The 26467-nt window shown below is 62.4% G+C and carries 29 protein-coding genes and 2 tRNA genes; 10 read left to right on the plus strand and 21 right to left on the minus strand.

Going from position 1 to position 26467, the window contains the following annotated elements:
- Window positions 1–112: 112 nt before the first annotated feature.
- A complete protein-coding gene (locus ACV1FX_RS18090) occupies window positions 113–925 on the minus strand; it encodes an alpha/beta fold hydrolase (RefSeq protein WP_473118897.1) in 813 nt (270 codons plus the stop codon).
- Window positions 926–1189: 264 nt separating this feature from the next.
- On the opposite strand from ACV1FX_RS18090, the gene ACV1FX_RS18095 reads away from it, so the two are divergent.
- Together ACV1FX_RS18095 and ACV1FX_RS18100 are read left to right on the plus strand one after the other, a co-directional pair.
- On the plus strand, window positions 1190–1573 hold the full coding sequence (locus ACV1FX_RS18095; RefSeq protein ID WP_473118898.1) for a universal stress protein: 384 nt from the start codon (window positions 1190–1192) through the stop codon (window positions 1571–1573).
- A 388-nt stretch (window positions 1574–1961) separates the two neighbouring features.
- A complete protein-coding gene (locus ACV1FX_RS18100; protein ID WP_473118899.1) occupies window positions 1962–2108 on the plus strand; it encodes a hypothetical protein in 147 nt (48 codons plus the stop codon).
- A 249-nt stretch (window positions 2109–2357) separates the two neighbouring features.
- Here the strand turns inward: ACV1FX_RS18100 and ACV1FX_RS18105 are convergent, their stop codons facing one another.
- From ACV1FX_RS18105 to ACV1FX_RS18125, 5 genes are all read right to left on the minus strand, one after another.
- On the minus strand, window positions 2358–3041 hold the full coding sequence (locus tag ACV1FX_RS18105; protein ID WP_473118900.1) for an SGNH/GDSL hydrolase family protein: 684 nt from the start codon (window positions 3039–3041) through the stop codon (window positions 2358–2360).
- A gap of 7 nt (window positions 3042–3048) precedes the next feature.
- A complete protein-coding gene (locus ACV1FX_RS18110; protein WP_473118901.1) occupies window positions 3049–3891 on the minus strand; it encodes an ABC transporter permease in 843 nt (280 codons plus the stop codon).
- A gap of 108 nt (window positions 3892–3999) precedes the next feature.
- Window positions 4000–4965 (minus strand): ABC transporter permease, encoded by a 966-nt coding sequence (locus ACV1FX_RS18115; RefSeq protein ID WP_473118902.1) that lies wholly within the window; start codon window positions 4963–4965, stop codon window positions 4000–4002.
- Window positions 4958–6460 carry a sugar ABC transporter ATP-binding protein gene (locus ACV1FX_RS18120; RefSeq protein ID WP_473118903.1) on the minus strand — a complete coding sequence of 501 codons (1503 nt, stop codon included), beginning with the start codon at window positions 6458–6460 and terminating at the stop codon, window positions 4958–4960. Before ACV1FX_RS18120 ends, ACV1FX_RS18115 begins: the two co-directional genes overlap by 8 nt.
- A 73-nt stretch (window positions 6461–6533) precedes the next feature.
- Window positions 6534–7610, minus strand: a complete 1077-nt coding sequence (locus ACV1FX_RS18125; protein WP_473118904.1) for a substrate-binding domain-containing protein — start codon at window positions 7608–7610, stop codon at window positions 6534–6536.
- A gap of 316 nt (window positions 7611–7926) precedes the next feature.
- On the opposite strand from ACV1FX_RS18125, the gene ACV1FX_RS18130 reads away from it, so the two are divergent.
- A complete protein-coding gene (locus ACV1FX_RS18130) occupies window positions 7927–8595 on the plus strand; it encodes an SGNH/GDSL hydrolase family protein (protein WP_473118905.1) in 669 nt (222 codons plus the stop codon).
- 32 nt (window positions 8596–8627) lie between these two features.
- Window positions 8628–9707: an ROK family transcriptional regulator gene (locus ACV1FX_RS18135; protein WP_473119060.1), complete on the plus strand. Its 1080-nt coding sequence runs from the start codon at window positions 8628–8630 to the stop codon at window positions 9705–9707.
- A 162-nt stretch (window positions 9708–9869) separates the two neighbouring features.
- On the opposite strand, the gene ACV1FX_RS18140 is transcribed toward ACV1FX_RS18135, so the two are convergent.
- The 12 genes from ACV1FX_RS18140 to ACV1FX_RS18195 all read right to left on the minus strand — a co-directional run bounded on the left by ACV1FX_RS18140 (window position 9870) and on the right by ACV1FX_RS18195 (window position 18405).
- A tRNA-Phe gene (locus ACV1FX_RS18140) sits at window positions 9870–9945 on the minus strand.
- A 186-nt stretch (window positions 9946–10131) separates the two neighbouring features.
- Window positions 10132–10314 (minus strand): DNA gyrase inhibitor YacG, encoded by a 183-nt coding sequence (gene yacG, locus ACV1FX_RS18145; protein WP_473118906.1) that lies wholly within the window; start codon window positions 10312–10314, stop codon window positions 10132–10134.
- Between the two features lie 208 nt (window positions 10315–10522).
- Window positions 10523–11152, minus strand: a complete 630-nt coding sequence (locus ACV1FX_RS18150; protein ID WP_473118907.1) for a Maf-like protein — start codon at window positions 11150–11152, stop codon at window positions 10523–10525.
- Between the two features lie 162 nt (window positions 11153–11314).
- Window positions 11315–11782 carry an arsenate-mycothiol transferase ArsC gene (locus tag ACV1FX_RS18155; RefSeq protein ID WP_473118908.1) on the minus strand — a complete coding sequence of 156 codons (468 nt, stop codon included), beginning with the start codon at window positions 11780–11782 and terminating at the stop codon, window positions 11315–11317.
- Between the two features lie 5 nt (window positions 11783–11787).
- Window positions 11788–12282 carry a UPF0262 family protein gene (locus ACV1FX_RS18160; protein WP_473118909.1) on the minus strand — a complete coding sequence of 165 codons (495 nt, stop codon included), beginning with the start codon at window positions 12280–12282 and terminating at the stop codon, window positions 11788–11790.
- Window positions 12279–13574: a histidinol dehydrogenase gene (gene hisD, locus ACV1FX_RS18165; protein WP_473118910.1), complete on the minus strand. Its 1296-nt coding sequence runs from the start codon at window positions 13572–13574 to the stop codon at window positions 12279–12281. Before hisD ends, ACV1FX_RS18160 begins: the two co-directional genes overlap by 4 nt.
- Window positions 13575–13829: 255 nt before the next feature.
- Window positions 13830–14264: a DUF2948 family protein gene (locus ACV1FX_RS18170; protein ID WP_473118911.1), complete on the minus strand. Its 435-nt coding sequence runs from the start codon at window positions 14262–14264 to the stop codon at window positions 13830–13832.
- A 121-nt stretch (window positions 14265–14385) separates the two neighbouring features.
- Window positions 14386–15210 (minus strand): alpha/beta fold hydrolase, encoded by an 825-nt coding sequence (locus tag ACV1FX_RS18175; protein WP_473118912.1) that lies wholly within the window; start codon window positions 15208–15210, stop codon window positions 14386–14388.
- 129 nt (window positions 15211–15339) lie between these two features.
- Window positions 15340–15849: a hypothetical protein gene (locus ACV1FX_RS18180; RefSeq protein WP_473118913.1), complete on the minus strand. Its 510-nt coding sequence runs from the start codon at window positions 15847–15849 to the stop codon at window positions 15340–15342.
- A 219-nt stretch (window positions 15850–16068) separates the two neighbouring features.
- A complete protein-coding gene (locus ACV1FX_RS18185; protein WP_473118914.1) occupies window positions 16069–16380 on the minus strand; it encodes an EthD family reductase in 312 nt (103 codons plus the stop codon).
- Between the two features lie 110 nt (window positions 16381–16490).
- Window positions 16491–18197 (minus strand): FAD-dependent oxidoreductase, encoded by a 1707-nt coding sequence (locus ACV1FX_RS18190; RefSeq protein WP_473118915.1) that lies wholly within the window; start codon window positions 18195–18197, stop codon window positions 16491–16493.
- A gap of 25 nt (window positions 18198–18222) precedes the next feature.
- Window positions 18223–18405 carry a hypothetical protein gene (locus ACV1FX_RS18195; RefSeq protein WP_473118916.1) on the minus strand — a complete coding sequence of 61 codons (183 nt, stop codon included), beginning with the start codon at window positions 18403–18405 and terminating at the stop codon, window positions 18223–18225.
- Between the two features lie 320 nt (window positions 18406–18725).
- Here ACV1FX_RS18195 and ACV1FX_RS18200 point away from each other — a divergent pair.
- Both ACV1FX_RS18200 and ACV1FX_RS18205 read left to right on the plus strand, forming a co-directional pair.
- Window positions 18726–18800: transfer RNA gene (locus tag ACV1FX_RS18200), tRNA-Thr, on the plus strand.
- Window positions 18801–18848: 48 nt separating this feature from the next.
- Entirely contained in the window at window positions 18849–19199 is a 351-nt protein-coding gene (locus ACV1FX_RS18205; RefSeq protein ID WP_473118917.1) for a RidA family protein, read from the plus strand.
- A gap of 33 nt (window positions 19200–19232) precedes the next feature.
- On the opposite strand, the gene ACV1FX_RS18210 is transcribed toward ACV1FX_RS18205, so the two are convergent.
- Entirely contained in the window at window positions 19233–19445 is a 213-nt protein-coding gene (locus ACV1FX_RS18210) for a hypothetical protein (RefSeq protein WP_473118918.1), read from the minus strand.
- Between the two features lie 371 nt (window positions 19446–19816).
- Between ACV1FX_RS18210 and ACV1FX_RS18215 the strand changes: the two genes are divergently transcribed.
- Window positions 19817–20458: a response regulator transcription factor gene (locus ACV1FX_RS18215; protein ID WP_473118919.1), complete on the plus strand. Its 642-nt coding sequence runs from the start codon at window positions 19817–19819 to the stop codon at window positions 20456–20458.
- Window positions 20459–20510: 52 nt separating this feature from the next.
- Here ACV1FX_RS18215 and ACV1FX_RS18220 read toward each other — a convergent pair whose 3' ends face one another.
- Window positions 20511–21398: a dienelactone hydrolase family protein gene (locus tag ACV1FX_RS18220; RefSeq protein ID WP_473118920.1), complete on the minus strand. Its 888-nt coding sequence runs from the start codon at window positions 21396–21398 to the stop codon at window positions 20511–20513.
- A 205-nt stretch (window positions 21399–21603) separates the two neighbouring features.
- On the opposite strand from ACV1FX_RS18220, the gene ACV1FX_RS18225 reads away from it, so the two are divergent.
- Complete coding sequence (locus ACV1FX_RS18225; protein ID WP_473118921.1) at window positions 21604–22332, plus strand: helix-turn-helix transcriptional regulator; 729 nt, start codon at window positions 21604–21606, stop codon at window positions 22330–22332.
- Between the two features lie 80 nt (window positions 22333–22412).
- Here ACV1FX_RS18225 and ACV1FX_RS18230 read toward each other — a convergent pair whose 3' ends face one another.
- A complete protein-coding gene (locus ACV1FX_RS18230) occupies window positions 22413–24122 on the minus strand; it encodes a methyl-accepting chemotaxis protein (RefSeq protein ID WP_473118922.1) in 1710 nt (569 codons plus the stop codon).
- Window positions 24123–24350: 228 nt separating this feature from the next.
- Here ACV1FX_RS18230 and ACV1FX_RS18235 point away from each other — a divergent pair, with 228 nt between their 5' ends.
- Window positions 24351–25646: an O-acetylhomoserine aminocarboxypropyltransferase gene (locus tag ACV1FX_RS18235; protein ID WP_473118923.1), complete on the plus strand. Its 1296-nt coding sequence runs from the start codon at window positions 24351–24353 to the stop codon at window positions 25644–25646.
- A gap of 5 nt (window positions 25647–25651) precedes the next feature.
- Window positions 25652–26434, plus strand: a complete 783-nt coding sequence (locus ACV1FX_RS18240; RefSeq protein WP_473118924.1) for an alpha/beta fold hydrolase — start codon at window positions 25652–25654, stop codon at window positions 26432–26434.
- The last annotated feature ends 33 nt before the right edge of the window (window positions 26435–26467 follow it).

Below are 26467 nucleotides of genomic sequence, written 5' to 3' on the forward strand. Positions count from 1 at the left end.
TTCCTATGGCCCTGCCGTTGCGGCCCAATGGCCGATGCCCCGCGCCTCGCCCGCCGCTCTCCGACGGTTGGATGCCGAGGTCGGGCCGATGCCGCGCCGATCGGTCGCTAAACTAGCGCAGCGTCTCGACCGTCGCGACGTGCTCACGGATGAGCCTCGCGACATCCGGCGCATGGGTCGCAATCATGAAGTGATCGGCGCCGGGAACGGTCACCAGCGACGATCTGGAGACTGCGTTTGCCAGCACCTCGGCGACACGATAAACGGCTGGATGACCGCGCTCGCCTCGCACGAAGAGGCTCGGCGCAGTGATGCCCGCATAGGCGGCAAGCGGCATATCGAAACCCCATGCCGACGACCAGTCGAGAACGTTCGTCGGCGTGGTGCTAGCAATGTAGTCCCGGGTCCGGGCTGGAAGGGCGTCAAAGCTGCCGTCACCGCCGTAGAAGTCGATGATGCTCCGCGCAGCCAGCAGATTTCCGTCGTCCCACGAGCGGACATAAGTGTCGCTCAGCGCGCGCACTTCCTCGTACAGCGCGAGATCGCCGGAGTGGCGAAGCAGATTGAACGGGGTCGCCTCGATCAAAGTCATGCTTGCGATCCTGGTCCGGTCACGCAGGACGGTCGCCAAGCATATCGTGGCACCCCACGAATGCCCAACGAGATGGACAGCACTGTTGGTGCGCTGGATCACGGCCTCGACGACGTCGATCTCCCGTTCGATGGAAGTGTCGTCGGGGGTGCGGCGCTCTTCGGTGTCGCCATAACCGAGCAGGCTCGTTGTCACCGCCCGAAAGCTGTCTCCCAGGTGAGCGATCACACCACGCCACAGCGCTCCCGTGCTCCATGAGCCGGGCACGAAAAGAAGGACCGGCCCCGATCCTTGCTCGCGGTAGTCGATCCGTCTGTCAGGATATTCGACCATGGCTGCCCCCGCAGGTGCAGGTGTCCGTCCCCAGAACCATACCACGAGCCGCACCAGAACCACACGGAAGACAAGGCTCGCGGCGGACGACCCAGCACGGGCTCCGGGTCGTCTGGGCCGCGCGAAAAACGTGGGGTGAGCCACGCGCGGACATGTGGGTCGCCGTCCAATGGGCCGATTGACATATCGCAAGACTATACCCGAAACGCGGGCCCAATTTTGCTTCGGAAGGCAGCTATACGTTCAGACAATCGGGAGTGAAGCATGTACCGGCATATTCTCATTCCGACAGATGGGTCGGTGCTGGCTGAGCATGGGGTGACGCACGGGTTGGCGTTGGCGAAGTTCGTTGGAGCCAAGGTGTCCGCAATCAACGTGGTGGAACCGCTTTTTGCGGTGACAGGCGACTTTGCGAGCGTGTTGGATCACGTGGCAAATGCAGCCAAGGAGGCCGGCGTTACTTGCGAGACAATTCAGGTGGAGAATGTGCAACCGCATCAAGCCATCATCACGACAGCCGAGGACAAAGGCTGCGATCTCATTGTAATGTCATCGCATGGGCTCAGCGGACTGCCCATGCTTCTAATGGGCAGTGTGACGAACAAGGTGCTGACCTACGCGAAAACGCCCGTGCTGGTTTGTCACTGAACGCTGCAGCGCGGCTGGCCCGAGCTGCACCTTTGGGGACATCGCGAAAATTGCAACCTCGATCATCTTGGGCGGCCTGCTTTGGCTACCTGACGATGGGATTTAGGGGCAAATCCGGCCGTGACCAAGCGAACGTTACACACAATCGAATGGAACGCTTATCCGCTTCAAATCCCACCAGCGAAGGAGCGCCTGCTGCTGATCGTATCAGCAGCAGGCCAACCACCAAGTCTCAAGCTCATAGGCAAAAGTGAGATTGCGATCGGATATTGGACGGGCGACGCCTTTCGGGTGATGTCCGGCTTTTTGCGACCGCGGCTGACCGATTGGCAGCCGGCGGTTACCCATTGGGCGAGATTTGCGCCATGCTTGCCCACAGGGATCGACCTTGTTCGCGACAGGCGATTTGACCCTGACGTTCGGGATTGAGCATCACGACGTCGCCGCGATGCACGAATCCCTTCAGCGCGCGGGCCGACGCTCTCCTCCCGCCATCGGAATAGACATCGGCGCGCTGTGGAACGGTGATGACTGAATAGTCCTGTCCCAACGGCAACGGTGGCGAACCTCTGGTGAGGCGACACAGACCAGTCGTGGTTGTCATTAGCCCGCACCTTACGAGAGGGCGAACTCGGTCATGGAAGTCCATGACCGGTTTCGGAATGAACGTCCCATGTGGGACCATGGAGCGCACGCGGCGATGCCGCGGCGCAATTCGCAAGTGCGGCCAATTGCAATCGATTCCTTCAGGTGAAGGCATCATCCTGGCTGACGTCAGCGCAGGCTACGTCAACTCCATCTTGTGCTTTGTAGCGGTGGCAAAGATATCAGCCACTTTCCCGGCGAGCGCCGCCCCAAGGTCGGTGTTGTTCTTGGCCGTGAAATGAATTCCATCAACTCCATCGGTCGAAATCACGCTTCCCGCGTCGAAGAAATCGACCTTAAGGAAAGCAGCCAGCGATCTGTACTGGCTGGCGAGTTCGATGGTCTTCTCGCGCCCGCCCTCAAACATTCCCTGAAACCACGGATCCGGCAAATCGGCGAGTGGCGGCGGCGAAACGATGAGCACTTTGGGCGCGGGATACACTGTTCCTACTCCGCCGCCAGAAGTGAGCACTTGTCCCGCCAACTTGGACATACCGACCGCGATCTCGTAAGGCGTGCGACGGAAATAGCTCTTCGTATCGTTGGTCCCGAGCATGATGATGACGAGATCCAGCGGAAGATGACTTGCAAGGGCGGATGGAAGATAGGCGGACCCGTTCAGTCGTGGATCAGCGGGATCATCGAGCGACGTCGTGCGCGCACTCAAGCCCTCTTCGATGATCTCATAGTCGGGCCCGAGCTTTGCTGCCATGGCTCCCGTCCACCGCTCCGCATAGGGAAACCGCGTCGTTGGCGAGCCCTCCGGAACGGCAACCCAGCCCCAGGTAAGTGAATCTCCAAAGCACAAGATACGTTTCGTCATCGGTCCCTCACGAGTTAGATTTAGAGCGAACGCCGTAGAAGATCGCGGCGAGAAGGATGATCAGCCCTTGGGCAATGAGCTTGCCTGGCTCCTGGACGCCCATGGTCGTCATGACTACGAACAAAAGGGCGAAGCAGAGGACGCCGACAAATGGCCCCCAGACTTGCGCGGGTCGGCCGAAGACCACGCCGCCTAGGATCGTTGCCGCGATCGAGTTCATGACGAGTTCAGGTCCGAACCGGACGCTTCCGACGGCTATCGAGGACGTCTGGACCAGTGCAGCCACCGCGGACATGAGCCCGGAGATCGTGTGCACAAGCACGACCGTGCGTTCGACCGGCACGCCCGAAAAATGTGCGGAGATCGGATTGCTGCCGATCGACCAGACGAATCTTCCAAACACGGATCTGCCGAGAAACGCGCTCATCAGCCCTGCAAGCACGAACCAAAAGATGACTGGGGCCGGAAGTGTCCCGAACCGCAGATTATAGAGTTGGCGGAACTGGTCCGGGACATCTCCCGGAGGCTTCCCGTTCGCGAGATATTCAACCAACCCGATGAGAATGATGTTCACCGCAAGCGTCACGATGACGGCAGAAGCTCGGCGCTTGCCGACAAGAAGCCCGTTCAAAAGACCGACCGCAAGCCCGACACCAAGGCACAGAAGAATCACAAGAAGAATCGGCCATTCGTAAAGAAGGCCGGAAGAAATCAGGTAGTTGACGAGCAGAATGACTCCGCCAGCGGACAGGTCGATGGAGCGCGAGGAAATTACGAGCAGTTGGCCGAGAACGACGATACCGAGCGGCACGACCTGTCGCGCAAATGTACCGAGAATCGCGATGTTCATCAGGTTGGGCCGCATCATCCACAAGGTGACAAGGAGCACCAGGAGAACGATGTAGGACGGCGGTATTCGCAACGCGGCACGAGACAGGTCGTGAAGTCGCTTCATGACTTACAGTCCAATCGTCTTGCGTGGCTGAAGCGATATGACAGCGAGTAGTATCAGTCCCTTCACGATGGTCTGAACGAAGGCCGAGACGTTGAGAAGATTCATGCCATTTGCGACAATTGCGAGAAGCGCGCAGCCGATGACAGTGCCCTGGAGGCTGCCGACTCCTCCGGCGAGTTGGGTGCCGCCAAGCGCAACAGCGGTGATCGAATCAACCGCATATTGCGTGCCGATGTTTGGGTCACCCGAGACGATGCGACCTGCCAAGAAAATGCCGGCCCCAGCGGCGAAACAGGAACTCAGGACGTAGGCTGCGAGAACGTTGCGCTGCTCGGCGATGCCAAAGGTAGCCGCTGTTTCACCTCCGCCGATCGCAAAGAGGTGCAAGCCGAAGCGGGAGCCGTGCACGATCTTCCAAGCCACCAATATTGCGGCGATAACCCATATGACCGGCATGTAGATGCCAAGGAGCTTGCCACTCACGAGAAAGAGGATCTCCGTTGGGACGGAGCCACCAGGAGAGGGCCGAACAAACATCGTGATGCCCTGCATGATGCCCATCATGGACAGCGTTGCGATGATCGGATGCACTCTGAAGGTGGTTACCGCAATCCCGTTTAGGAGCCCGATCACGACGGCCGCGAGCATGACCGCGGGCACCGAAACGTAGGCGGGAGCGTTGAGCGACAGGATTGCGGTCGTGAGGCTGACGACGGAGCCGACCGACAGATCAAGACCCCTCACAAGGATCACGATCATCTGCCCGATGCTCACGAGGATGAGCGGCGCTGCCTGAGCAACGAGATTGAGAATGTTTTGCGAACTCACAAACTCATTGGTCGAAAATGCCAAGCCCAAGGAACAGGCCAAAGCGACTAGCAACGGGACCGTCCACAACCCGTGCCGTGAGTTTGCTCCAAAAAATAAGCGACCAAGTTGGCTCATCTCGGTTGTTTTCACCTCAACCATGCAAGGCCGCTTCGAGAATGGCGTGCTCGGTAGCCGATTCGGCGGGCATCTCGGTAACGACATGCTTGTCGTGGATGACATACAGCCGGTCGCAAAGACCGATCAGCTCCAGAGTTTCTCTCGAAAGGACGACGACCGAACCGCCGGCGTTCGCATAGTCGCGAAGGAGCTTGTAGATCTCTGCCTTTGCGCCCACGTCGACGCCTCGTGTGGGCTCTTCGATGATCAGTATGTCGGCCCCCAATGCGAGATATCGTCCAAGAAGAACCTTTTGCTGATTTCCGCCAGACAGAGCGTTCACCGGCAGCGACGGTCTAGAGGCCTTTATCGAAAGGCTTTTCATGGAGTTCGCGATCACCTCGCGATGAGCCGATGCCGGTTTGAGTTCGAAATGCCGGCTGTGCAGTCCAATGGTGAGATTGTGGGCGAGAGAAAGGTCAAGAAACAAGCCCTCGAGCTTCCTGTCCTCGGGAACAAAGCCAAGGCCTAGCGCCTGCATTTCGCGAATGCCGAGCTCTCCTGAGAGCGGAAAGGCGAACTCCCGTCCTCTAACGGCAACCTTGCCGCCGTGGGGCGTGTATTGTCCGACGAGCGACCTGACAAGCTCCCGCTGCCCCTGGCCCTCGAGGCCTGCGAGCGCCACGATCTCGCCGCGACGGAGCATGATCGACGACGGCATAGCGGTCGGAGTCAGCCGAAAACCCTCAATCGAGAGAACGACTTCGCCCTCCGTTCTGTTCGACCTGGGCGGAAACAACTCGCTCAGCTCCCGGCCGACCATCATGGCGATCAACTGCTTGGGGCGGATCGCTGAAGCCGGCACGGTATCCACGTTGCGACCATCCTTCAACACGGTGATGGTGTCGCAAATCTTGAAAATTTCTTCCATGCGGTGAGAGATGTAGACGACCGCCTTCTGCTGCTTCTTGAGGGCCAGAATCTGAGCGTTGAGAACCTCGACATCAGCGGCATTGAGCGCAGCCGTCGGTTCATCGAGAATAACGACGTCGGCTCGTGCCGAGATGCCGCGGGCGATTTCTACAAATTGCCTCTCCGCGATCGAAAGATTTCCGACAAGGGTTGCTGGATCGAGCTTCAGGCCAAGCTCGGATAAAATCTCCTTCGCTTTCCTCTCCATCCAAGCCGTGTCGGTTACGCCGAACTTTGTAACCGGCTCTTTGCCGAGGTACATGTTCTCGGCGATTGACAGATTAGGAAGCAACGAGTGTTCCTGGAACACTGTCGATACACCGGCATCGAGCGCCTCTCGAGGTGAGGCGAAGCGCACGACGTGTCCGCTCTTTCGAATCATGCCGGCGTCAGGCTGAACGACGCCTGCCAGGATCTTCATGAGGGTCGACTTGCCGGCTCCGTTCTCGCCCATGAGCGCATGGACGGATCCAGGAAGTAGCTGAAAATCGACGTCCTCGAGCGCGGCAATGCCTCCGAAAGACTTCGAGATGGATGTCATCTGGACAAGCGGCTGTACGGTCATCGCTTCGATCCAAAGCTTGCATGGATGAAAGGTGGGATGCCGGCGCCTAAAAGGGCGCCGGCACAAGCGAAGATTAGTGCTTGCCGTAGTACTTCTGGAGATCTTGCTCGGTCAGGCTGGTCGGAAACCAGGCATTGGCGCTGAGATCTTTGCGATAGTACTTCTTGGCTTTCTCCAGGTCCCAGCCTTCGGGCTCATAGATATATCGCTTGTGGAGCTGCTTGCCCTCGAGAAGGGCAACCGCGGCACGCACGCCGGCAGCGCCCTGTTCCGGACCGTATTCGGGCGAAATCGATGGGAAGCCGAGTTCGATCCACCGAGCGAAGAAGCCGTTGTTGCCCTCGCCGGTGATCGGCGGAATCTTCGCACCATATTGCTGGAAAACATCAACGCAAGCGCGGGTCATATCGGCGCCCGACGACCAGATACCGTCAACCTTCGGGTTGTTCAGATAGAGGGTTTCGCAGACCTGCTTGCCGACATCATACTGCCACTTGCCGGCATCTTCCGCGATGATCTTGACGTCTGTACCTTTGATCGCTTCCAAGAGGCCCTTGTAGCGGTTGATGTCCTCGGGGTGCGCCGGAAGTCCACGCAGGACCCAGATGTTTCCCTTGCCATGGAGCTGCTTGACAAGGAAGTCGCCCATTACCTTGCCGAAATGAACGCCGCCGCCCTGGATATCGACAGTGTATTTGTCGGTCTCGGTCAGACCAGTATGGACGATGACGGGAATGCCGGCGGCGACGGCTTTTTCAATGCCGGCGTCGGCGGAGGTCGGCGTCAGCGGCGTTACGATGATCGCGTCGACCTTCTGCGCGATAAGATCTTCGATATCGGCGACCTGCTTGGCCTGGCTGATGTTGGCATCGAGCAGGATGAATTGACCGACTCGCTTGTCGAGCTTTGCAGCGGCTTCCGCATCATGCGCCATCTGGACGGTCCAGGTGTTGGCATTCACGCCAAAATGGCTCATTCCGATCTTCCATGGACCGTTCTTCTTGAACTGATCCGGAGCCGTCATGCGCTCATCGCCGGGGCGTGGCGTGACGCCCTGCATCAGGTTGACCTCCTGCGCGCGAGCCTCCGTCCAGGCGGCCACCGTCGCGGCGACCAGCCCAATTCCGAGTAGTTTCAACCCTTGGTGCATGAATCCTCCTTCACCGCACTCGATGCCCAATTTACTTCGAGAGAGCAGAGCGCAGGCCAGCGTCCGTCCGCCGCGGCACGGCTGACGTTGTCTGGACCATTCAGGTTGATGGATCGGCTCCTCTCGGCGAAGAGCCCCACTTCTTGGCGTTCTGCTCCCAATGCTGACGGATTTTTTCAGTCCGCCGCGAGGTTAGCAATGCACAGCTTGACTGGAGCTGTCAATAGTTATTCAGATTGAATGAATAATCGACCTGTTGCAGTCTTCGAATGGCAGAGACAATGATGGGTACCAAAAAGCACGGGGATTCAGGACGATGCTTGTGCGTTCGGTTCTATGTTTCGGCGATTCCAATACTCACGGTCAGATACCCGGTCGCGGACCGCTCGAGCGCCACGATCGACACACCCGGTGGCCGGGTGTGCTTCAGGCTGAGCTCGGGCCGAAGTGGTACGTCATCGAAGAAGGTCTCAGCGGAAGGACAACCGTTCACGACGATCCAATCGAAGGTGCCCACAAGAACGGCAGGACATATCTGCGTCCTTGCGTCCAAAGCCACACCGTCCTGGATCTCGTGATCATCATGCTGGGCACAAATGACCTCAAGGTGCGCTTCAACAAGCCGGCTTCCGAGGTCGCGATGGGAATGGGATGCCTGATCTACGACATACGAGAGCTGGCGCCTGGCCCAGGTGGAAGTGTGCCGGAAATCATGATCGTGGCCCCTCCTCCAATGCTGGACGACATCAAGGAATGGAAATCGATCTTTGCCGGCGGACCAGAGAAGTCACGGCAACTCGCTCTGGAATTCGAAATCATGGCGGATTCCCTTGGCGTGCATTTCTTCAACGCCGGAGCGGTTTGCCAATGCGACGAAGCAGACGGATTTCATATGAACGCCGATGCACATCGGGCGCTGGGTATCGCGCTGGCACAAGAGATCGAAGCGATCGGATGGTCCGTTGCTGAGCGAACCTCTGCTTGAGGTCTTCCGAGAGGAGCAGTTCCTTGCCTGACATGCGATTTGCGCCACCGAACCCGCTGCGGATCGCAGACCGGGCGAGCGGCCTGAATGCGCCAAGCGTGAGAAGCTACAATGAACGGCTTGTGCTCTCGTTGCTCCTGCAGAGCGCCGGAATTTCGCGCCTCGAAATCGGCGAAAAAACCGGCCTTTCCGCGCAAACAGTATCTGTCATCGTGCGTTCATTGGAGCAGGAAGGCCTGGTCTCGAAGGGTGAGGCGCAGCGAGGTCGGGTCGGGCCGCCGGCAATTCCCCTGTCGCTCAATCCCAAAGGAGCCTTCTCGATCGGCGTAAGCTTCGGCGCAAGCGCGGCCGATATTGCCGTCATCGACTTTGTCGGCGAGGTGCAGCACCACGCCGCGCATCCATACTCAACGTTGCATGGATCCGGCGCGCTCGTCGCGAAAATCCAGGAAACTCTGGCGGCGCTTCCACCCTCGAGCCGAACCCGGATTGCTGGTATCGGACTGGCGGCCCCCAACGAGACAGGCTCGCATCGTGTGCGAGATCTTCTAGGCAGCGATCTAATCGATCTCCAGGCCAGCATTGAGAGCGCGCTCAATCTGTCCGTTTACATCCAGGATGACATAACAGCGGCTGCTGGCGGGGAAAGCCTGTTCGGAGTGGCGCGATCTTTGCCCGATTTCCTCTTCTTCTATCTGGGCTCACACCTGCACAGTCGTCTCGTTCTGAACTATCAAATCCACAGCGGCAGGTTCGGCATGAGTCATGACGTCGGGCTGCTGCGCCTGCGAGCGGAGTTGAAGCGGCTTGGGCTCGGACTGGATGACATCGGATCCGAAACTCTGCCGAGGGCTGCCGCCGAATACTACGCTGAGTGGCGTCGCGTGTGCTGCAACCAGCTCGTGGGATCAATTCGTTCGCTGCTGAGTTTTGTCAGCTTCAAGTCCGTAGTCATTTCGAGCTACGCACCACCGAAATTGGGACGGACCCTATGCTCGGAGCTTCATGAGAAGGTATCCGAGGTGGAGTTCCTATATGGCGCGAACTCGATCGCGCCAAAGGCGGTGGGCGCAGCCAACCTGCCGTATCATTCGCGGTTCATGGTGCAGTAGACAGGCCCGGCACCGGCGCATCAATAGTGCTCGCGGAAACGCAGGCCGACAGATTCAGAACGGCAAAGCCGTCGCGGGAAGAAGGTGACGGCGACGAGCAGCTGCATCGAGCCCCTAACGAAAGCAATCGTACGAGATCTTGCTTCCGCGAGGAAAAGCGTATGGTGCCCAGGGGCGGAATCGAACCACCGACACTGCGATTTTCAGTCGCATGCTCTACCAACTGAGCTACCTGGGCGTGCTCCAAGAGAGGGGCCAAGGCCCATCGAGCGGGCGGTTTATAGTGTGATGAAAGCGGCCTGTCCACCCGGCTTCGCCTGAAGGCTTCGCCGGGCGCGGCCCGGCTGTGCACAAGGTGGGGCGGCGCTGCGAAGGAGCCGCCGGACGCTTCGTCCGAAAAACGCAACTAACTGATAATACTTCACTATTCTACATCATCCGTTTCGTCGTCGCGGCCGGGGATGACGTAGGAGCCCTTGAGCCAGCGGTTGAGGTCGACGTCACGGCAGCGCGAGGAGCAGAACGGGCGGGTGCCACGGGACTGCGGCTTGCCGCAAATCGGGCAGGCCTTCAGAGGAGGAAGCGGTTTTTTGACTTGGTCGTCCATGGGGTGAGCCTACACGAAGTCGGGGGATAGAGGCTGTGCGAGGTGGGGTTCCGAGGTGGCATCGTGGCTACCCCCAGCCCTCCCGCGCCAGCAGGGAGGGAGCGCACCGGTGATGTGGCGGCGGGTAAAATCCATGCTCAGGGCCCCGCTGGCGGGGCACTGCCGCTTTGCATGAGGTTGTTTTCGAGGTTTTTGCCGGAAGGGCGCTTCAGACGCCGACGGCGTTGAGCCAGCCGAAGCGAATCGGAAAACCTTCGCCGCCCAAGAGCGTGGTGGTCTCGTAGAGCGGCAGGCCGACGACGTTGGTGTAGGAGCCGACCATCTTGACCACGAAGGAGCCGGCGATGCCCTGCACGGCGTAGCCACCGGCTTTGCCGCGCCATTCGCCGGAGCCGATATAGGCCTGGATGTCATCCTCGGAGAGGCGCTTGAAGCGGACGCGGGTCTCGACCAGGCGCTGGCGGAAGGCCTCGCGCGGGGTAACCAGCGTAATCGCGGTGTAGACGCGGTGGTTGCGGCCCGAGAGCAGCCGCAGGCACTGCGCGGCCTCGTCCACCAGGTTGGCCTTGGGCAGGATGCGGCGACCGACCGCCACCACGGTGTCGGCGGAGAGGATGAAGGCGCCGCGCAGTTCGTCGTCGAGCTGCACCGATTTGAGCGCCGCATCGGCTTTTGCCCGGGCGAGGCGATTGGCGCAGGCGCGGGGCAGCTCGCCCCGCTTCGGCGTCTCGTCGACATCGGCCGGCCGCAAAGCATCGGGCTCGATGCCAGCCTGATTGAGCAGCGACAGGCGCCGTGGCGAACCGGAGGCAAGAACGAATTTGGGGCGGCCGAGCATCAGGTGATTTGGGGGACGAAGCAGGGGATGAATTGCGCGCGGAACCTATCGGAAGGGGGCCGGTTTCACAACCCGGGAACCCGGACTTAGGCGATTCGAGGTGGCTTCAGATGCGTGTGCCTGCAGTCTGTGACGCCGGTGTTACGGTCCTTCGCCTCGTCCTCACGCACTCGCGGCCCCGGCCTTCGCAAACCGCTTGCGGATGCGCAGCAGGAGCTGGTCGCAGACTTCGCGATAGGCAGCGAGCTTCTGGTCGCGGCTGCCTTCGGCGCCGGTCGGATCGTGCGTCGGCCAGTACTCGACGTCGGCGGCGAGTGTCCGCGTCAGCTCCAGCGCCTTGTGATGCGCCTCGGGCGACAGCGTGATGATGAGGTCGAAATTCAATCCCTCCCAATCCTCGAGCTCCTCGAAGGTCTGCGGCTTGTGGGTGGAGATGTCCTGCCCGAGCTCGGCCATCACGGCGACGGCGAACGGATCGACCTCGCCCTTCCGGGCGCCGGCGGATTTCACGTAGAGCCCGTGCGGAAACATGTGCTGCAACAGGCTTTCGGCCATCGGCGAGCGCACGCTGTTCATCGCGCAGGCAAACAGCACCGATTGCGGATCGCGTGCGCGTGGGGGCGCCGCCACCGCGATCAGCCTTTCCAGTGCAGGACTGTGATGAGCGTGAAGAGCCGGCGCGAGGTCTCGAAATCGACCCGCACCTTGCCCTTCAGCCGCTCCTGGAGCGTGCGCGATCCCTCGTCATGGACGCCGCGGCGGCCCATGTCGATGGCCTCGATCTTGTCCGGCGTCGCGGTCCGGATCGCCTGATAGTAGCTGTCGCAGATCATGAAATAGTCTTTCACGATCCGCCGGAACGGCGTCAGCGACAACAGATGCGCGACCACGGGCGTGCCATCCTCGCGGCGGATGTCGAACATCAACCGGTTGCCGGAGATGCCGATATGCAGCGTGAACGGCCCCTGCCCGTCCGCACCCTCCGGCGCGAACAGGTTCTGCTCGATCAGATCGTAGATCGCGATCGCGCGCTCATGCTCGATGTCCGGCCCGGAGCGGCCGATCGATTCCTCGTCGAGCGTGACGCCGACGATGCGATTCTGCGTGTCGTCCTGTTCGGGCTTGTTCATGACAGATTGAGGCGCAATCCCACCGAGCGCGCATGGGCGTCGAGCCCCTCCGCTTTGCCGAGCGTCATCGCGGCCGGTCCCAGCGCTCGAAGCTGGTCGGGCCCGCATTTCAAGATCGAAGTGCGCTTCATGAAGTCGTGCACCGAAAGCCCCGAGGAGAAGCGCGCCGAACGCGCGGTCGGCAGCACGTGGTTGGAGCCGCCGACATAGTCGCCGATCGCTTCCGGCGTATGCGCGCCGAGGAATACGGCACCGGCGTTGCGGATCCTGGCGGCGAGCGCGTCCGCGTCCGTGGTCATGATCTCCAGATGCTCGGCGGCGATGGCATCGGCAAGCGGGATCGCGTCATTGAGGTTCTTCACCACGATGACGGCGCCGAAATCGGCCCAGGAAGCGCCGGCGATGGCTGCGCGCGGCAGCGTCTTCAACTGCGTTGCGACGGCCGCTTCGACATCGGCGGCAAGCCGCGGCGAGTCGGTGATCAGGATCGACTGCGCGCTCGCATCATGCTCGGCCTGCGCCAAGAGATCGGCGGCGATCCAGTCGGCATTGCCGGTGTCGTCGGCGATCACCAGCACCTCGGAGGGACCGGCGATCATGTCGATGCCGACCTTGCCGAACACCAGCCGCTTTGCAGCGGCGACATAGGCGTTGCCGGGGCCGACGATCTTTGCAACCGGCGCGATCGTCGCGGTGCCATGGGCGAGCGCGGCGACGGCTTGCGCGCCGCCGACACGATAGATCTCGGTGACGCCACCGAGATGGGCGGCCGCCAGCACCAGCGGGTTGAGCTTGCCGTCCGGCGCCGGCACCACCATGACGAGGCGCGCAACGCCCGCGACCTTGGCAGGCACCGCGTTCATCAGCACCGAGGACGGATAGGCTGCCGTGCCGCCCGGCACGTAGAGGCCGGCCGATTCGATCGCGGTGTAGCGCCAGCCGAGCTCGACGCCGAGCGAATCGGTGAAGCGCTCATCCTTCGGCAGTTGGCGCGCGTGATAGGTCTCGATCCGGTCGCGGGCGAGCTTGAGCGCATCCAGCGTTGCGGCATCGCAGGCTTTCGTCGCAGCCTCGATGTCCGCGGCGGGGACACGCAAGGAGGCCGCGTCAAGCTCGAGCCGGTCGAACTTGCGCGTCGCCTCGATCAGCGCGGCATCGCCCCGCTTGGCGACATCATCGACGATGGCGCGCGCGGCTGCCTCGACATCGGCCGAGACCTCGCGCTTGGCGGCGAGGAAGGCCGCAAATCGCTGGTCGAAATCGGCGCTGCTGCGGTCGAGGCGAATGGGCATGTTGCGAGGGTCTTTTGGCCGGTCTTTGGGGTGGATCGGGCTCACCAGGTCCCCTGCTCAATGGCGCGGCGGGGAAGCGGCGTCAACCCTTGGTCCTCAGCCGTCGTCCTGGCGAAAGCCAGGACCCTTTACCTCCGGTCGGTGTGATGGGGCGAAATGTGACCACATCGGATTTCAACAACCAGGCCCTGGGGTTATGGATCCTGGCTTTCGCCAGGACGACACTGGAGTACGTGGCGCGGGATCATCACCCCCTTACGTCGGCTCCCCGTCCTCCCCCGTTCCCAGCTCATCCAAGCCCAAATCGGTCAGTTCGCATTCCAGGCATTCGACGTCGAGCCGGATCGCGCCGCCATGGGCGAACAGGAGCAGCGCGCTGCCGCCCGGGGCATCCTGGCTGTGAAATTCGATGCCGACGAGGTCCAAGACCTTGCCCGGCGATGCGAGGTCGATATTGCGCGATTTGCAGGCAAGCACGCGGTCGAAGCGGAGCGCGGAGACCAGCCGGCGCGGCTCGGTCTCGCCGTCCAGCGTCTGCTCCCAATCGAGCCGGTTCATGCCGACCACCAGACGCTTCTCGCCCTGCCGCCAGATGATGTCGGAGGTCTGCACCCGCGCGTCCTGCACATGGGTGGAGATGACGGCGAGGTCGTCGACATCGAGCGCAATCAGTTTGAGCTGGGGCGGCATCGTCCTGCACCTCACATGGACGTCGCGGGCTACGCCTTAACGCACCGGACCGAACGCACGAGACCGTCGCTGTGTCCGCGACGCTCCGGGACCGGTGGACGGGGGGCCACGTTCTGTCCTCCTAACCCTTAAAGAAGGCCAGCAGGTCCGCGTTGATGGTCTCCGCTTCCGTGGTCGGCATGCCGTGCGGGAAACCCTTGTAGGTCTTCAGCTTGCCGTTCTTCAGAAGCTTGGCCGAGAGCGGTCCGGAGTCGGCGTAGGGAACGATCTGATCGTCGTCGCCGTGCATGACAAGGACGGGCACGTTGATCTTCCTGAGATCCTCCGTGAAGTCGGTCTGCGAGAAGGCGACGACGCCGTCGTAATGCGCTTTGGCGCCGCCCATCATGCCCTGACGCCACCAGTTCTGAATCACCGCTTCCGACGGCTTGGCGCCGGGACGATTATAGCCATAGAACGGGCCGGCCGGCAGATCACGATAGAATTGCGAACGGTTGGCCGCGAGCTGCGCCTGCAGCCCGTCAAACACCTCCTTGGGCAGGCCGCCTGGATTGGCCGGCGTCTGCACCATCAAAGGCGGCACCGCCGCGATGATCGCAGCCTTCGCTACCCGGCTCTCGCCATGGCGGGCGATGTAGTGCACGACCTCGCCGCCGCCGGTGGAATGGCCGACGTGAATGGCGTTCTTCAGATCGAGATGCGCGGTGAGTGCAGCGAGATCATCGGCATAGTGATCCATGTCGTGACCGTCGGCGACCTGGCTGGAGCGGCCGTGGCCGCGACGGTCATGGGCGATGACGCGGTAGCCGTGATTGAGGAAGAAGAGCATCTGGGCGTCCCAGTCGTCCGACGACAGCGGCCAGCCATGGCTGAACACGATCGGCTGCCCCTTGCCCCAGTCCTTGTAGAAGATCTCGACGCCGTCTTTGGTGGTGATGGTGGGCATGGTTTGCTCCTTCTTTCTGGAGTCATTTCCGGGGCGCCTCGAAGAGGCGAACCCGGAATGTAGAACCAGTCGATGCGGATCGAGATTCCGGGTTCGACGCTTCGCCTCGCCCCGGAATGACGAATAAAATCAGGCGAACGCCATCGGCTTGAAGCGGCGCCAGGCGCCGATGATGACGAGAACGAAAAACACCAGCACGATGCCCTGCACAACCGCGAACACCGGGCCGGCCGGCGGAGCGGGCGGCACGGCCGGCGCCAGCGCCGCCAACGCGGGCACCTTGAGGAATGACTGGATGATCAGCACGAAGACGTTGAGATAGAGCGACGTCATCGCCGTCACCACGTAGATCGGGCGCCAGGCACCGGCGAGCTTCACGCCGTAAAGCGCAATGCAGGCAATCGCGAGCAGCACCAGCGAGAGGATGCCGACCATGTGCGACGGCAGCAGCTCCTTGAACGGAAACAGGAAGCCGGTGGCGCTGGTCAGAATCGTGAACAGCAGGAAGATCGCTGTGAGACCCGGCATCCGTTTCGAGCCGAGCAACCCGAACATCACGACGATGCCGGCGACGATCCCGATCAGGCTGATGATGACATGGAGTATTGTAAAGGCAGGCAGGCTCAACCCAAGGACCATCGCTACTCTCCCCGTTGAGAAGGTCCGAATGGTATTACGATCCTCATCGGACCGCACCATGCGATGTTGCCACACGCAGGCGTTAAGCCATGCGTTCGCGGTTCGATACGACGAACGCATGGCTTGATTTTGTACCGCTGTCACACGCCACGAGCGTGCGACCTGCAGTCTTGCATCAAGTGGGAAGCATCGATCAGCGATGCCGACCGATACGCGCCCTCACACTTCCTTGAATTCGTGGATCAGCATCTCGACGCCACCACTGGCGAATTTTGGCACGTCGGCGGCAGTGGCCTTGCCTTCGGCGCTCTTGAAAGCAGCCTGGATGTCAGCGGCGCTATCGAAGGTCAGCGTCGCGATGAGGTGATAGGGCGCAGGGCCGGCAGGCGTCCCAACCGCGCCTTTGCTGACCGTGTACTTCTTCAGTCCGGGAAGTTTCTTTGCGAGGGGCACGTGCGTCTCGAAGTAATATTTGTCGAAGGCCGCAGCGTCCGTGGGCGTCTTGTAGAGCACGACAATATCAGCAGGCATCCTGATCCTCCCGTTTTTGAAGTTTGTTCGTCATTAAACCCTCACGGCGAGGAGGCGCGCAAGGGCGCGCTCCTCAAGATGAGGCGATGGAGTGCGCACCATAGGACAGATCAAAGCGCCGGTTTCGCGGCATCGCCGAGGAAACCGTGCAGGGAGGCCACGACCTGCGCGCCTTCACCGATGGCGCCGCCGACGCGCTTGACCGACCCGGAGCGCACATCGCCGACGGCATAGACGCCGGGAACAGAGGTTTCGAGCGGGGAAACCAGCCGGCCCTGGTTCTGCTCGGATTGTGCACCGGTGACGACGAAGCCGCCGCGATCGAGCGTCACGCCGCAGCCGTCGAGCCAGCTGGTGGCGGGATCGGCGCCGACGAACAGGAAGAGGTTGCGGACATCGGCAGAGTCCTCGTCGGTGGACAGCCGGCTCTTCCACCGGATCCGCCGCAGCAACGCGGCCTCGTCGCCCTCGAGCGCGACGACCTCGGTGTTGAACAAGAGTTCGATGTTCGGCGTCGCCTCGATGCGCTCGATGAGATAGCGCGACATGCTGGCCCCGAGGCCGCCGCCGCGGATGATCATCAGCACTTTCTTCGCGTGGCCCGACAGGAACACGGCGGCCTGCCCCGCCGAATTGCCGGCGCCGACGAGCGCCACCTCTTCGCCCGAACAGAGTCGCGCCTCGACCGGCGAGGCCCAGTACCAGACGCCGCGGCCCTCGAATTTATCCAGGTTCTCGATTTCCGGCCGGCGATAGCGTGCGCCGCTCGCGACCACCACCGCGCGCGAGCGCAAGCTGTCGCCGCAGTCGAGCGTCAGTGCGAACGTGCCGGCACTGCGTGAACAATCCAGCGACTTCGCCGACATCGGGATCATGATGTCGGCACCGAACTTCTGCGCCTGCGTAAAGGCGCGGCCCGCCAGCGCCTGGCCGGAAATGCCGGTCGGAAAGCCCAGATAATTCTCGATGCGCGCGCTGGCGCCGGCCTGGCCGCCGAAAGCGCGGGTGTCCAGCACGGCGACCGAGAGGCCTTCGGAAGCCGCATAGACTGCGGTCGCAAGTCCGGCCGGCCCGCAGCCGACGATCGCGACGTCATAGATCTTTTCACCGCGCGGACCGCCGATCATGCCGATCGCGTGTCCAAGCTCCATCTCCGTCGGATTGCGCAGCACGGTGCCGTCGGCAGTGACGACCAGCGGCCAGTCCTCGGGCTTGGGCGAGTAGCGCGCGATCAGCTCGGCCGCATCGTGCTCGCTGTCAGGATCGAGCAGGTGGTGCGGCTGGCCGTTGCGGGTGAGAAAGCCCTGCAGGCGCACCACGCCCGCCGAATGCGATGGTCCGATCAGCACGGGGCCGCCGACCCCGTCCTGGATCAGGCTGACCCGGCGCAGGATCAGCGCGCGCATGATGCGCTCACCGAGATCAGCTTCGGCCACCAGCAGCGCGCGCAGCCGGTCCGGCGGAACCAGGAGCGTCTCGATATCGCCGTCGGCATGGCCATCGACCAGTGCGGGCCGCCCGGAGAGCTGGCCGAGCTCGGCCAGAAACTGGCCGGGCCCCTGATCGATCACCGGCGTGACGTGACCAAGTCCGTCGCGCTGGGTGACGGCGACATGGCCCGACAGCACGACAAACATGCCCGGTCCGCGCTTGCCGGTCTCGAACAGCAGCTCGCCGCTCTTGTAATGCCTGATCTCACCGAAATGACGCAGGCGCTCGATCTCGGCCGGCGTCAGCGTCGGAAAAGTCTGCTCGGGGCGGGAGAAGTGCGAGATCAGCGTGTCCCTCTCGGCTCGTTCCGGTCGATCCTGCGCCATCACCGCTCTCACTCATTCCAAAAATCTAGCCGCCGGCCTTTCCGGCGATCTCCTCGTCCGAGGTCGGTTCATCCTCCCGCGAGGGACCGGCTGCCCCGGCGCGCTCGCGCGCCTGCACTTTGCGCCGCTTGAGGTTCTCGCGCAGCGCCGATTTCAGCCGGTCCTGCCGGGTCTCCCCTGATTGCGTCTTGTCGCTGTCTTCGGTCATTTCGGGCCCATCATCATGATCGACGGCAGGATGCCATCGATTGAGGACAGCTCAAGGGGCGGTGGCCGACCAATGCAACGAAGCCGCCAGAATTGGTCGAATTCAGGGTTGCGGCCAACTGCCCAGTTGGCTGGGGATTTCATCCGGAACCAAATCGCCCCAAAGCGGGGCATTTCGGGTCAAATTGGGCGCTTTGGGTGCGCGACCGGGCCGATTTATCGATTTCGCGGGGCAAGCGCGCTTGCACAGAAGGGGGGCTTGTGGCAGACATCGCCCCGCTTGGTGGGCCCATGTCGCGGCCCGATTCTTTGCCAGCATTTGCTGCCGTAGCTCAGTGGTAGAGCACTCCCTTGGTAAGGGAGAGGTCGACAGTTCAATCCTGTCCGGCAGCACCAGCTTTGCCCATTCCCCGAGGTCTCGTCCTGCCCCTCACGGATGCCATCTTGATCAAGCGTTCCCTGCCCTATGAAGGACTGCTCCACGAGATCGTCGAGCATAATGGCGTGCTCTATCTCGGCGGCGTCGTTCCCGAGGATGCCGGGCTCGACATGGCGGGCCAGGCCGACGACGTGTTTCGCCAGTTGAAGACTCTGCTCGAAGGGGCCGGCTCCGATCTCTCCTGCGTACTGCAGGTGACGATCTACATGACCGATCTCGCCGACAAGGCGGCGCTCAACCAGGTGTGGAAGCGCTATTTCACGGCGGAACATCTGCCGGCGCGTGCCGCGGTCGGCGTTGCGGATCTCGGCCCGGGCGTGAAGCTGGAATTGACGGCGATCGCCGCGCGCCGCTAGGCCGTTCCGGCCGACCGGTTTCGCAAACAGGCGTCAGCCATTCTCATCGATGGCGACGATCGTCTCATTCCGCGGCAAGGCGCACACCACCCGCGTAGAGTTCTGCAAGGTGATCGTCAGCCACAAGGTCTCATCGTCGTGTGCACCGATCGCGACGAGGGCTTCGAGGTAGGCCGCTTCGTGGTCGTCCGCGACGGAAAAGCCGGCTCGCTTCAGCGCACCACGCTCCTGTTCGTCAAACTTCACAATTGTCGTCTTGGCTTTTAAGGAAGCCCCGCCGCTCGCCTTCTATCCGGATTGGACGCTGAAGCCTCGTTAATTTGCGGACAGAAAAACCGGCGCGATATCGACCGCGTGACCGCGATCCAACCGATGCCTCCCCTCGCTCTGCCACTTATCGGTAATTGAAAACCGCTCAACTTGATCGCGCACATGGCAGGCATTCGCGATGAGACGATCACACGTCAGCTTTCATAAGTTTAATTGGCGTTCGACAAGCCGAAATCGATAGAAGGCGAAGGAGACTTGAGAAGGCAAGACTTGGCCGGGCGTGAAGGCGCTGTACGGACAATCAAGAATAACAGGCAAGCACAGCTACTTTTCGTTCCAGGAGAAACATGCGCGGCATTGTCCATGTCGTGGATGACGACGCGTCATTCCGAACAGCTATCCAGCGACTATTAGAAAAGACCGGCTACCGGGTCGTCACTTATGCATCGGCTCAGCAATTGCTGGACCAGCCGCCAGACCAAGACACCGGTGGCTGCATTCTTCTGGATGTCCGGATGCCTGACTTGAACGGTCCGGAGCTTCAAAGGCGCTTGACCGAACTCGGCTCGACGCTGCCCATCGTGTTTCTGACCGGCTACCCGGACATCAGCATCACCGTGAAAGCGATCAAGGCTGGAGCGGACAACTTCCTCACCAAGCCAGTAAGCTCCAATGAGTTGCTGACGGCCATTGAAGCGGCGATGACCCGGCACGCGACGGAGCGTGCGCTGACGGGCGAACTGGAAGCGCTCCGGGCTCAACTGTCGACGCTGACGCCGCGCCAGCGGCAGGTCTTTGCCATCATTGTTCAGGGCAAGACAAACAAGCATGCCGCGCGCGAACTTGGCTGCGCGGAACGAACGATCAAGGCGCATCGGCAAGTGATCATGGAAAAATTGAAGGCTCAGTCGGTCGCTCGACTCGTCACGATCGCGCAGCGGCTTGGCATGTCCGGTCCGGGAGACGGTCGATCGGGGGTGAGCGAGTAGGCAAGCTCGACGGGCGGCGCATCGCGCCGCCCGAACGCTACGCGCGCAGCCGTCAGCTCAGCACGCCGTATTTCCTGAACCAGGCTTGTGTCTGGCTCCAGGCGTCTTCCGCAGCCTCCTTGCGATAGCTGCTGCGGTAGTCGGCGTGGAAGCCGTGCGGCGCGTCCTTGTAGATCTTGAACTCCGCCGTCTTCTTGTTCTGCGCGAGCGCGGCCTTCATCTGCTCCACCTGCGCGACCGAAATGCCGGTATCGGCTTCGCCATAAAGGCCAAGCACGGGCGCCTTCATCTCGGGTGCGAGCTGAAGCGGGCTCTTCGGCCAGACCGGATTGGCGGGGTCGACGATCGAGCCGTAGAAGGCGACGGCGGCCTTCAGAGCATCGCTATGCGCGGCATATTCCCAGACGTTGCGCCCGCCGCGGCAGAATCCGATCATGCCGAGCCTGTTGGTGTCGCCGCCCTGCGACGCAGCCCAGGCGACGGTGGCGTCGAGATCGGCAAGAAGTTCGGCATCCGGCTTTGCGTTGACGATCGGCAAGAGCTCCTTGACGTCGGTGATCGCCGTCAGGTCTTTCCCCTTGTTGAAGTAATAGTTGGGCGCGACCGCAAAGGCGCCAAGCTTGGCAAGGCGCCGCGTCACATCCTTGATGTATTCGTGCAGGCCAAAAATCTCCATCGCCACGAGGACCACCGGCGGGCGGCTGACGCCGGCCGGGCGTGCATAGTAGCCGGGCATTTCGCCCTCACCGACCTTGATCGTGGCGTCCCCGGCCTGAAGGCCGGTCGTGTCGGTGGTGATGACTTCAGCCCGGACGGGTCCCGCAGCAAGCGTGTAACCGGCGGCGACCGCGGCCGTCGCGCTCATGAAGGCGCGGCGCGAGACCGGAGCGACCCTGGTCAACCCGATTACGTCGTCAGTCATGGTGGTTTCGGCAGTCATTCGGCTTGTCCCTTTGTCTGATTTTTTCGAGCGCGATGAATCTCATCGGCAATTCGGGACCGAAACGCAAGTCACCAGCCTGCGAGGACTCGCGGACGTGAAGTCAGCCCTTCGCTGGTTGCGAGCGCTGAATCGGCGTCCTACACTCGGTGCGTGGGCTTGGCCGCACAGCGCCGGTCCGTCAAAGCCGCTCGGGGGACGCTGGATGGACGTGATCCGCAGTCGCGCATTCGAGTTCGTCGAGAAGGTCGGGACGCTTACCGACACTGCCGGCGTCGTCGACGCAATGGCCCGCGTGCTCGGTCAGCATGGGTTCGACTATTTCTGCTGCGCCTACGTCGCCCCGCTGTCGACATCGCCTGCGCGCGAGGCCGTGCTCGCCGAACGGCTGCCCGCTGGCTTCCTGGATATGTATTCGGAAGGACAATATGTGTGGGACGATCCGGCGCTGCGCTATTGCAGGATGACCGTCAGGCCGTTCCGCTGGTTCAGGGAAGCGCCTTACGATCCGGAGCGCGAGCCGCGCGCCGCCGAGCTGGTGCGGCGCGCCCGCGACTTCGGAATGGTTGATGGTTTCATGATCCCGGTCGCCTCGCCCACGGGCCGCATGGGACAGGTCTATTTCGGCGGCGCCGCGATCGAACTGCCGGAACGCGAGCTGCCAGCGCTCCATCTCATGGCGCTTTACGCGTTCGACCGGGCACTGCGGCTGCGCGGCCGGCCCGATGTGCCGCAGCTCGCGCTGTCACTGCGCGAGCGCGAGGTGCTGACGCAGGCGGCGCTCGGCCGATCCACCGACGAGATCGCCGATACCCTGAACATCACGGGACGCACGGTGAAGGCCCACATCAAGAGCTGCTGCGAAAAGCTCGGCGCGGCGACCCGCACGCAGGCCGTGATGATCGCGATGCGCGACCGCATCATCTCGCCGTGAGCCATCCCAGCGTTCCGGGGCGCAGGTCAGCGCGAGGCGCCTCCGTACCCGCCTCGCCAACAACCGAACGAAACTGGCTGTTACGCCACCCGGATCGAGTTCATGAAGCCCGCCACGCCGCGCTTGAGCCGATCGCTCTCATTCGCCAGCGACTGCGCGGCCGACTGCACCTGCGCCGAGGCTCCGCCCGCCTCGGCCGCGTCGCGCTGAACGTCCGCGATGCTGGTTTCGACCTGAGAGGTGCCTGCGGCGGCGCGCTGCACGTTCCGGGATATCTCCTGAGTGGCCGAACCCTGCTGCTCGACCGAGCTCGTGATAGCTGCCGAAATCTCCGAGATGCGTGCGATCGTCGCGCCGATCTCCTTGATTGCCGCGACCGAATCCTGGGTCGCTGACTGGATGTCCGCGATCTGCTGGCTGATCTCATCGGTCGCCTTCGCGGTCTGCTCCGCAAGCGACTTTACTTCCGAGGCCACTACCGCAAACCCCCTGCCGGCGTCGCCGGCGCGGGCCGCTTCAATGGTCGCGTTCAGCGCCAGGAGATTGGTCTGTCCGGCAATGGTCTGGATGAGATCGACGACGTCGCCGATCCGGCTCGCCGCCTTCGACAATTCGCTGATGCGAGTGTCGGTCTTCTGTGCCTGCGTCACGGCTTCGCCGGCGATGCGCGCGGAGGCCTCGACCTGACGACTGATCTCGCCGATCGACGACGCGAGTTCCTCGCTTGCCGCCGCCACCGAATGCACGTTGGCGGACGCTTCGCCCGCGGCGCTGGAAGCGCGATTGCTGACCTGCTCGACGGTCGAGGCAGACTTCGACAGGGTCGTCGACGACTGTTCGAGCTGCCCCGCCGCGACCGAGACGAGCTCGATGATCTCGCCGACCTCGCGTTCGAACTGGTCCGCGAGACGGTACATGTCGACCTTGCGCGACTCAGCCTGGCGCTGCTCAGTGGCAGCCTGCTCCTCGCGCAGACGATTGGTCTCGCGCATCGCATCGCGAAACACCTCGACGGTGCGCGCCATTTCGCCGATCTCGTCGCGGCGATCCGCATGCGCCACGGGCGCGTCGAGCTGGCCGGCGCTGAGCGATGCCATGCGCTCCCTCAGACTCGTGAGCGGCTTCACCACGCTGCGTCCAACGCCCCAGGCGATCGCGATCGAGATCAGCATCAGCACGGCGATGACCGCCGAGGCCGTCTGCACCATGGACCAGAACGAGTTGTCGACCTCCGACATGTATTCGGCCGTCGCGATCATCAGATTCCACGGTGCGAAGCCGCGCGTAAAGGCGACCTTGGCGAGCGGGGTTGGATCGTTGCCGTTGCGGCGGAAGGCGTAATTCAGGGTCCCCTCCCCCTTCTTCGCAATGTCCATCAGCGCGACGGCAAAGAGATTGCCGTTGGCGTCCTTGTTGGGACGCATGTCCTTGCCGACGAAATTCGGAATGCCGGGGTTGGAGACGCACAGCCCGGTCTCGTAGTCATAGATGTAGGCGAAATTGGTATGGTTTTCGTACCAGACGTAGTTGTTCGCCTCGAGGAAGCGCTTCTTGGCCTCCTCTTCCGTCATCTGGCCGGACTTGTAGGCCTTGTAATAGCCGTCCGCGAGATTCCACACGGCATCGACGATGGCATGCGCCTTCTCGGTGCGCTCCGTGACGAGTTGATTGCGTGCGATCCAGAGGATCGTGGAAGCGACGAGCGCCATGCAGATCGCGCCGACGACGGCCATGATCGCAAGCTTGGCTCCGATCGAGCGGAGCGAAAACAGGTCCTTGAAAAGCGGCATTCTGCCTCTTCCATTTTGTTGAGCGGCCCGCCGCAATCCGGACGAGGACCATTCATGCGGTTGGAAGCGGCAAAATGAAGTAAATTCGTTAAGGACCCAGCTGCACGGCACTGGCCGAGCTAAATTTTTCGGCAGGGAGACCGAAAACGGGTCTGTCAATGGCTGACGCGCGACCGCGATCCGTGGCAAACCCGTTCAGGTCTTACCAAAGGATGAACGAGGCCAAGCATGCCCGCACCCAAGCCGCCTGCCTTCGAAACCCTGAGCCTGCATGCGGGCCAGCATCCGGATCCTGCGACCGGCGCCCGTGCGGTGCCGATCTATCAGACTACGTCCTACGTTTTCCAGGATACGGACCACGCAGCGGCGCTGTTCAACCTGGAGCGCGCCGGCCACATCTACACGCGGATCTCGAATCCGACCACGGGCGTGTTGGAAGAGCGGCTTGCTGCGCTCGAGGGGGGCGTCGGTGCGATCTGCACCGCCAGCGGCCAGGCGGCGATGCATCTTGCCATCGCCACACTGCTCAGTGCCGGCGACCACATCGTGGCGTCGAGCTCGCTCTATGGCGGCACCATCAACCTGCTCGCACACACGCTGCCGCGTTTCGGCATCACCACGACATTCGTGAAGCCGCGCGACCATGATGCGTTCCGTGCCGCGATCAGGCCGAACACCAGGCTGGTGATCGGCGAGACCATCGGCAATCCGGGGCTGGAGGTGCTCGATATCCCCGTGGTCGCCGATATCGCGCATGAGGCGAAGATTCCGCTCCTGATCGACAACACCTTTGCCACGCCCTATCTCAGCCGGCCGATCGAACTCGGCGCCGACATCGTCATGCATTCGGCGACCAAGTGGATCGGCGGCCACGGCATCGCGATCGGCGGCGCGCTCGTCGATGGCGGCCGCTTCGACTGGCGCGGGTCGGGCAAGTTCGCCGTGCTCACCGAGCCCTATGCCGGCTATCACGGCATGGTCTTCGACGAACAGTTCGGCACCGCCGCGTTCATCATGCGCGCGCGCACGGAAGGCCTGCGCGATTTCGGTGCCTGCATGTCGCCGACCAACGCGTTCCAACTCTTGCAGGGCGTCGAAACGCTGCCCGTTCGCATGGACCGCCACATGCAGAACACGCACGCCGTGCTGGACGCCCTGAAGGCCAACAAGGCCGTCGACTGGGTGCTGCATCCTTCGCTGGAAACCCACCCGGACCATCAGCTCGCAAGGCAGCTGTTGCCGCGCGGGGCCGGCTCGATTGTCTCCTTCGGCATCAAGGGGGGCCGCGCCGCTGGGCGCAAGTTCATCGAGGCGCTGCGCATGATCAGCCACCTCGCCAATGTCGGCGATGCCAAGACGCTGGTCATCCATCCCGCGAGCACCACGCATCAGCAGATGGATGCCGAGCAGCTCAAGGCAGCCGGCATCGGGGAAGAGCTGGTGCGGCTGTCGGTCGGCATCGAAACAGCCTCCGACATCATCGACGATCTCGCCCAAGCGCTGCGCATCTCGCAAAAGGTCTGAAAGCCATGAAGCTCTCCGTCAACGGCGCCGAGGTGTTTGTCGCAACCGGCGGCCGCGAATTCGACACGTCGCTGCCGGCCGTGCTGTTCATCCACGGCGCGGGTTTTGATCACTCGGCCTGGGCCCTACATACGCGGTGGTTCGCCCATCACGGCTATTCCGTGCTGGCCCCCGACCTGCCCGGCCACGGCCGCTCGGCGGGCCCTTCGCTCAACAGCATTGCCGAAATGGCCGACTGGACCGCCGCCCTGCTCGGCGCGGCCGGCGCAGCGAAAGCGCACCTGATCGGCCATTCGATGGGATCTCTGATCGCGCTGGAGACCGCGGCGCGCCACACCGACAAGGTCTCGGCGCTGAGCCTGATCGGCACGGCCGCAACCATGACGGTCGGGCCTGATCTGTTGAAGGCCGCAGAGGCCAACGACCAGGACGCCATCGACATGGTCTCGATCTGGGGCCTCGGCTTCAAGGCCGAGCTCGGCGGCAGCCTCGCGCCGGGCCTGTGGATGCATGGTGGCGCGCAGGCCGTGTTGAAACACTGCGAGCCGGGCGTGCTGTTCAAGGATTTGTCCGCCTGCAACTCCTACACGAACGCGCTCGCGGCTGCCGCGACCGTGAAGGTGCCGACCACGCTCATCCTCGGCGAGCGGGACATGATGACGCCCGCGAAAGCCGGCAAGGCGCTGGCTGCCGCAATGGCGCATGCGAAGACCGTCGTGGTGCCGGGCGCGGGCCACATGATCATGGCGGAGCGCCCCGACGAGCTGCTGGCGGCGTTGAAGGGCTAGAGAGGATCAATCTGCCGTTCTGCGCGTTGCGGT

This window comes from Bradyrhizobium ingae (assembly GCF_055791185.1).